Annotated in this window: 7 protein-coding genes; 4 read left to right on the top strand and 3 right to left on the bottom strand. The window is 62.2% G+C overall.

Annotated features, from left to right (window positions below; translation table 11 throughout):
- Nucleotides 1-639: 639 nt before the first annotated feature.
- Entirely contained in the window at nucleotides 640-2,016 is a 1,377-nt protein-coding gene (gene cysS, locus BN1127_RS12985; protein ID WP_042649750.1) for a cysteine--tRNA ligase, read from the bottom strand.
- Between the two features lie 190 nt (nucleotides 2,017-2,206).
- Between cysS and BN1127_RS12980 the strand changes: the two genes are divergently transcribed.
- The 4 genes from BN1127_RS12980 (at nucleotide 2,207) to BN1127_RS12965 (ending at nucleotide 4,501) form a co-directional block, all read left to right on the top strand.
- On the top strand, nucleotides 2,207-2,704 hold the full coding sequence (locus BN1127_RS12980; RefSeq protein WP_005330899.1) for a peptidylprolyl isomerase: 498 nt from the start codon (nucleotides 2,207-2,209) through the stop codon (nucleotides 2,702-2,704).
- Complete coding sequence (locus tag BN1127_RS12975; RefSeq protein WP_005330897.1) at nucleotides 2,694-3,407, top strand: DUF4269 domain-containing protein; 714 nt, start codon at nucleotides 2,694-2,696, stop codon at nucleotides 3,405-3,407. Before BN1127_RS12980 ends, BN1127_RS12975 begins: the two co-directional genes overlap by 11 nt.
- On the top strand, nucleotides 3,404-4,132 hold the full coding sequence (gene lpxH / locus BN1127_RS12970) for a UDP-2,3-diacylglucosamine diphosphatase (protein WP_005330895.1): 729 nt from the start codon (nucleotides 3,404-3,406) through the stop codon (nucleotides 4,130-4,132). Before BN1127_RS12975 ends, lpxH begins: the two co-directional genes overlap by 4 nt.
- 120 nt (nucleotides 4,133-4,252) lie before the next feature.
- Nucleotides 4,253-4,501 (top strand): GlsB/YeaQ/YmgE family stress response membrane protein, encoded by a 249-nt coding sequence (locus tag BN1127_RS12965; RefSeq protein ID WP_042649749.1) that lies wholly within the window; start codon nucleotides 4,253-4,255, stop codon nucleotides 4,499-4,501.
- A 206-nt stretch (nucleotides 4,502-4,707) separates the two neighbouring features.
- On the opposite strand, the gene BN1127_RS12960 is transcribed toward BN1127_RS12965, so the two are convergent.
- Nucleotides 4,708-5,331, bottom strand: a complete 624-nt coding sequence (locus tag BN1127_RS12960) for a glutathione S-transferase family protein (RefSeq protein WP_042649748.1) — start codon at nucleotides 5,329-5,331, stop codon at nucleotides 4,708-4,710.
- 340 nt (nucleotides 5,332-5,671) lie between these two features.
- Nucleotides 5,672-6,344, bottom strand: a 673-nt coding sequence (locus BN1127_RS12955; RefSeq protein WP_042649747.1) for an Ig-like domain-containing protein, incomplete at its 5' end; no start/stop codon positions are given.

Here is a 6,344-nt window from a genome sequence, read left to right as displayed (position 1 = left end):
TAGGCTGATTCAAGGCATTTACGGGAGAAAAGATCGGCTCAAACTGAAAAAATGAAATGACTGAGTCAGCCGAGAAGAATTTCCCCGCTTATTCGCACCTTCCCTAACCGGTTCAATATAGTGAGCTTTACTTCACAAGGGCCGCAGTTTTTTATAAGTAAAAACGCTATTTCGCCAACCCCTTGCGCAGCTCTCTTCCTACGGCGTAATAAACAGTCGACCAGAAAGATAAAGCCACGGGCGGGCACGGTATTGGTTCCCCCTGCAAACCGCCGAGTCGAGCTCAACGGATCAGGAGCGCCATCATGGATGATGGCACAGCCGCAGCCGGCACAGGGATGTGCCGTCTGCGGCGCTCCGTCCGACCCGTTGGACGAGACGAGGGAACCCGCGAAGCGGGCGGTTTGCCGGGGGAAAAGACTTTTGGTGACTTTTGGTCTTTCAAAAGTCACTCGCCCCAGCCCGAAGGGCGGGCGAAACCCCTTCGAGGACAAGGCCCTCGCGTCCTGCATGGCGAAGCCATGCCAATCAGGAGAGAGGGAACGTGTCAGCCCTCCGGCAGACCACAAAAAAACCGCAGCCACAGGGCTGCGGTTTTTTTATTGGCTCAACCGGTTGACGCGAGCAGCGCCACCGGCCTTAGGCGCGGCGCCAGCTGGTCTTGCCGGCGCTGTCTTCCAGCACTATGCCCATCTCGGTGAGACGGTTGCGGGCGGCGTCGGCGGCGGCCCAGTTCTTGTCGGCGCGGGCCTGATTGCGCTGGGCGATCAGTTGCTCGATCTCGGCCACTTCGTCGTCCGCTTCATTGCCCTTGAGGAAGGCGTCCGGATCCTGTTGCAGTATGCCGAGCACGGCGCCCAGTTCCCTCAGGCGAGCACCCAGGCCAGCGGCGACAGCGATGTCTTCGGCCTTCTGGCGGTTGATCTCGCGCACCAGGTCGAACAGGGCGGAGTAGGCTTCCGGGGTGTTGAAGTCGTCGTCCATGGCATCGACAAAGCGGGCCACCTGCTCGTCGCCACCGGCGGCGGCGGCCACCGGCAGATCGCGCAGGGCGGTGTACATCCGCTCCAGGGCGGCACGGGCCTGCTTCAAGTTATCTTCCGAGTAGTTGAGCTGGCTGCGGTAGTGGCCGGACATCAGGAAGTAACGGACGGTTTCGGCGTCAAAATGGGCCAGGACGTCGCGGATGGTGAAGAAGTTGCCAAGGGACTTGGACATCTTCTCCTTGTCCACCATCACCATGCCGCTGTGCATCCAGGTGTTGACGTAGTCGCCACCGTGGGCGCAGCAGGACTGGGCGATCTCGTTCTCGTGGTGGGGGAACTGCAGGTCGGAGCCGCCGCCGTGGATGTCGAAGTGGTTGCCAAGGTGCTTGGAGTTCATGGCGGAGCACTCGATGTGCCAGCCGGGGCGACCCGGGCCCCAGGGGCTGTCCCAGGTCGGCTCGCCGGGCTTGGACATCTTCCACAGCACGAAGTCGAGCGGGTTGCGCTTGGCTTCGACCACGTCGACCCGGGCGCCGGCCTGCAGCTGCTCCAGATCCTGGCCGGAGAGCTTGCCGTAGTCGGCGAAGGATTCGACGATGAACATGACGTCGCCGTTGTCCGCCACGTAGGCGTGCTCTTTCTCCAGCAGGGTTTCGACCAGGGCGATGATTTCACCAATGTGCTGGGTGGCGCGGGGTTCGATGTCAGGGCGCAGCATGCCGAGGGCGTCGAAGTCCTGGTGCATGTCGCCGATCAGACGTTCGGTGAGATCGTCGCAGGTGACCTGGGTCTCGGCGGCGCGCTTGATGATCTTGTCATCCACGTCGGTGATGTTGCGCACATAGGTGAGATCGTAACCGGCGTAACGCAGGTAACGGGCCACCACGTCGAAGGAGACGAAGGTGCGGCCGTGGCCGATATGACAGTGATCGTAGATAGTGACGCCACACACATACATGCCCACCTTGCCCGGGTGGATAGGTTTGAATTCTTCTTTTTGACGAGTGAGTGTGTTGTATATCTTCAGCATCTTATGACCACTGCCTGTGAGTAAAATGGTCTGACATTCTAACCGCATCCGGTGGAGAAAACGAGGCAGAAAAAGCGCCGGATCCCCCATGCCATCTATGCCGCAGGCCCCTGATGGGCTAGAATTGCCACCACTTTATACCATACACCTGCGGGCACCTCATCGCCCGCATCAAATGAAAGGACATATCATGGTTACTCTGCACACCAACCACGGCGACATCACCCTGACTCTGAACGCGGAAAAAGCCCCCGAGACCGTGGCCAACTTCCTGCAATACTGCCGTGACGGTCACTACGACAACACCATCTTCCACCGCGTCATCGACGGCTTCATGATCCAGGGCGGCGGCTATGCTCCTGGCTTTGAAGAGAAAGAGACCCGCGCCCCCATCAAGAACGAGGCGGCCAACGGCCTGTCCAACAAGATTGGCACCATCGCCATGGCCCGCACCAGCGAACCGCACTCCGCCAGCGCCCAGTTCTTCATCAACGTGAACAACAACGACTTCCTGGACTTCAAGTCCGCCACCACCCAGGGCTTCGGCTACTGCGTGTTCGGTGAAGTCACCGCTGGCATGGACGTGGTCAACAAGATCAAGGGCGTCAAGACCGGCAACTCAGGCCGCATGCATCAGGACGTACCGGTTGAAGACGTGGTCATCACCAAGGTCACCCTTGCTGACTGATTGTTTTCTACTGCGTAGCGATGAAACTGCGGCCCCGGCCGCAGTTTTTCCATCTGCGCAGGCCAGCCCTGCCAACTGGCGCCGCCTCGACTATCTGGCCCGGGGCAATCCCCGCCAGCGCTCCGCCCACGCCCTGCTAAGCAGTGGTGTGTGGGATACGCTGGGGCGCCTGTGCCAGGACGTGGCCCTGGTGAGCACGGTCGCCATCGGGCTCGACCTGCCCGGCAGCGATCTCGACATCCTCTGCCAGCACCCGGACCCCGCGTGCCTCGCCGCCCTCTTGCGTGAGCAGGGCTGGACGGTCAGGGGCAAGGGGAACCAGGTGTGGCTGATGGAGCAGACCCTGACCGGCCCGGACCAGGCGCGCTGGCCGGTGGAGCTCTATGTCACCCCGGCCCGGCTTGAGACGCTCAACGGCTGGCGTCACCTCAGCCTGATGGCCGCCCTGCTGGGGCACTTTGGCCACGACTTCCATCAGGCCGTGCTGCGTCTTCGCCTCGGGGAAGGACTCAAAGGAGAGGCCGCCATCTGTCGTCTGCTAGGGCTTTGCGGCGATCCTTACGCCGCGCTGCTGACCCTGGAGGGGCGCGATCTTGCAACGCTCCACTGGCAGGCACGATCCCTGAGCGACTCGCCCACGCCGGCAGGCTCCCCTGCCCCCCTTTGCCCGGATCCCATCAAGAGCACTCATCCCACATCATGAGCACCCTTTTTATCAGTGACCTTCACCTCTGTGCCCAGCGGCCCGACATGACAGCCGCACTGGTGCGCTTTCTCGAGCGCGATGCCCCCAAGGCCGATGCCCTCTATGTGCTGGGTGATCTGTTCGAGTTCTGGATTGGCGACGACGATCCCAACCCGCTCCACCGCCAGGTGGCCGAGGCCTTCCTGGCCCTGAGCCGGCAGGACGTGCCCATCTACTTTATCCACGGCAACCGCGACTTCCTGCTGGGCAAGGCCTTTGCCAAGCGGGCGGGCATGACGCTGCTCGGCGACCCCTGCGTCATCGATCTCTACGGGGAGCGGGTGCTGCTGAGCCACGGGGATCTGCTCTGCACCCTGGATCTCGGCTATCAGAAGTTTCGCCGCATCACCCAGCAGAAATGGCTGCGCTGGCTCTTCCTGCGCCTGCCGCTCACCCGCCGCCAGGCCATCGCCTGCAAGATGCGGGGCCAGAGCCAGATGGAGAATGCCGGCAAGTCCCAGACCATCATGGACGTGACCCCGGCGGCGGTCGATGCCCTGCTGCGCCAACACGGCTGCCGCCTGATGATCCACGGCCACACCCACAGGCCCGCCGTCCATGACTTCATGCTGGACGGCAAGCCGGCGCGGCGCATCGTGCTGGGGGACTGGTTCGAGCAGGGATCGGTGCTGAGCTGCTCCCCGCAGGGCCAGCGGCTCGAGAGCCGTCCCCTCTCCGAGTGACGCCTTGCCAGCGGAGATAAGGGGTGCCCTTATGACAACTTACGCCCCCCTCTTTGGGCAGGAGGCAACACTGAACCCTGCATATACTCTGTGTCTGTGCACACACATGAGGACGAGATAATGGGATTTCTGACCTGGGTGGTATTGGGATTGATCGTCGGCATCCTGGCCAAGTGGATCATGCCTGGCAAGGATGGGGGCGGTTTCTTCATGACGGTGATCCTGGGGGTCGTCGGCGCCATGGTGGGGGGCTATGTCGGCACTCTGCTCGGCATGGGAACGGTGACCGGCTTCAACCTGCCGAGCATCCTCATCGCCACCGTGGGTGCCTTGATCGTGCTGTTTGTCTACAACAAGATCCGCAGCTGACCTGCCTCCCGACACACCCCGTGTACGCCCCTCGCGGGCCAGGATCCGAAACCCCGTGTTTCGGATTTTTTATGGGCGAGCCGCGCCTTTCGCCCCGACGCCCGCTAACAGGGCAAGTCGCCAGCCCAGGGCCCGGGGTTCTGGCGCGAGGCGCTGACCAATCGAGGTTGGCAGGTGCGGCACTGCGGCCGATCTTGCGCTGCCGCTTATGGCATCCCGTTATTGCCATACAGACAGAAGCCGGGGCGCTCGCTCAATCGCGCGTAGTAGTCGCTCACCGCCGCGAGTGACGGGCGCTCGAAGGGCGTATGAAACCAGCGATTCACCGACAGGCCGATGGGAATGTCCGCCAGCGAGAAGCGGCTCCCGGCCACATAGCCGCCGGTGACCTCGAGCTGCCTGTCCAGGATCTGCATATACCTGGACCACTCGACACAACTCGCCTCGATCGCCTGTCTGTCCTGATGGGCGGAGGAGAGCCTCACCAGCGACATGAAGGCGTAGCTCCAGGCGCGATTCAAGTCCGATGCCTGCCAATCGATCCACTGATCGACCCTGGCCCTCGCCCGCGCCTCGGCGGGATAGAGCGAGCCGTCACCATAGCGCGTCGTCAGATATCGGATGATGCTGTTGGATTCCCACAGGGTGAAGTCTCCATCCCGGATGACCGGCACCATGGCGTTCGGGTTCAACGCCAGAAACTCGGCGCTCCGGGTGGACTGGAAACCACTCCCCCACTCCTCCCGCTCGAAAGGAAGATCCAGCTCGGCGCAGGTCCACAACACTTTGCGCACATTGATTGACGACGCCTTGCCCAAGATCCGTAACATCGCTTCACCCTCCCGTGGAAAAGATCGAGCTTCCATGAAGCACACCGTACCGGTCAAGGGAGAAAGCGACAGCCGTGGCACCCATTTCTGTCCGTCATCGCCATCCACGTCATGACGCCGTTGCTTGGCCCGGCCATGCCTTGGCAAACACCACGAAACCTTGGGGGACCCAGTGAGCTGGATGGGATGATGGGCGGAGCGCATCAGCAGTGCCCCCTTGGTGCAGGCGGGGCCCGGTAACGCGATGTGACACAGGGAGGATGAGGGAAAAGAGTGGCAGAGCCGGCGCCCTGCCGTCATGGTCACACTGGTAGGCGATTACCCGTTACCACAACGCCAGTCACGGGGTCACGGTCAAGTCTGCGGTGGCAGAGAAGTTCTGCCCATTGAGCATCCCGCTCGCGCTGACAGTAGTGGCCCCCGTGCCGACGGCGGTCGCGACCCCTTTACTGCCGATCGTGTTGCTGACGGTGGCGACGGCCTCATCACTGCTGCTCCAGCTCAGGGCCGGGTTGTAGGTCAGATCGATGATGCTGCCATCGGAGAGCGTCGCCTTGGCGGCAAAGACGGTCATGACTATCGGTTGTGATGCCGAGGGCGGCATGCTGGTGGCGATCGCCGGGGTAAGGGTCAGATCGGAGACAACGGCATCTGTCACCTCCAGTTTGGCGCTTGCCTCAAAGACCCTGCCATTCCCGGTCCCTGTGGCCTTGATGCTGGCTATCCCGGCCCCCACGGCAGTGGCACGTCCCGTCTCGTCGACGGTGGCAATGCTGGCATCACTGCTGCTCCAGTTCACTGTCATATCAGCGGTGGCCTCCGCGGTCGAGCCATCGCTCAGGGTGACCTGGGCAATCAGTTGTTGTTGTAATCCTGCCGGGATACGGCTCTCCGAGGGGGTGACTTGCAGGCTGGTGATCTGTGCTGTGTCTGTTCCATGACCTCCGCCGCTCCCACTGGGCACGGGCACCATGGTTTCGGTATCACAGCCACGTGACTGCTCCCCGCCGCAA

The sequence above is a fragment of the Aeromonas media genome (assembly GCF_000819985.1).
GTDB lineage: Bacteria > Pseudomonadota > Gammaproteobacteria > Enterobacterales > Aeromonadaceae > Aeromonas > Aeromonas media.
This window is presented reverse-complemented; position numbering and strand designations above follow the sequence as displayed.

Bases quoted from the DNA above. Each gene is read 5' to 3' on its own strand.
- cysS (WP_042649750.1), bottom strand. From the start codon at position 2,016: ATGCTGAAGATATACAACACACTCACTCGTCAAAAAGAAGAATTCAAA.
- BN1127_RS12980 (WP_005330899.1), top strand. From the start codon at position 2,207: ATGGTTACTCTGCACACCAACCACGGCGACATCACCCTGACTCTGAAC.
- lpxH (WP_005330895.1), top strand. From the start codon at position 3,404: ATGAGCACCCTTTTTATCAGTGACCTTCACCTCTGTGCCCAGCGGCCC.
- BN1127_RS12965 (WP_042649749.1), top strand. From the start codon at position 4,253: ATGGGATTTCTGACCTGGGTGGTATTGGGATTGATCGTCGGCATCCTG.
- BN1127_RS12960 (WP_042649748.1), bottom strand. From the start codon at position 5,331: ATGTTACGGATCTTGGGCAAGGCGTCGTCAATCAATGTGCGCAAAGTG.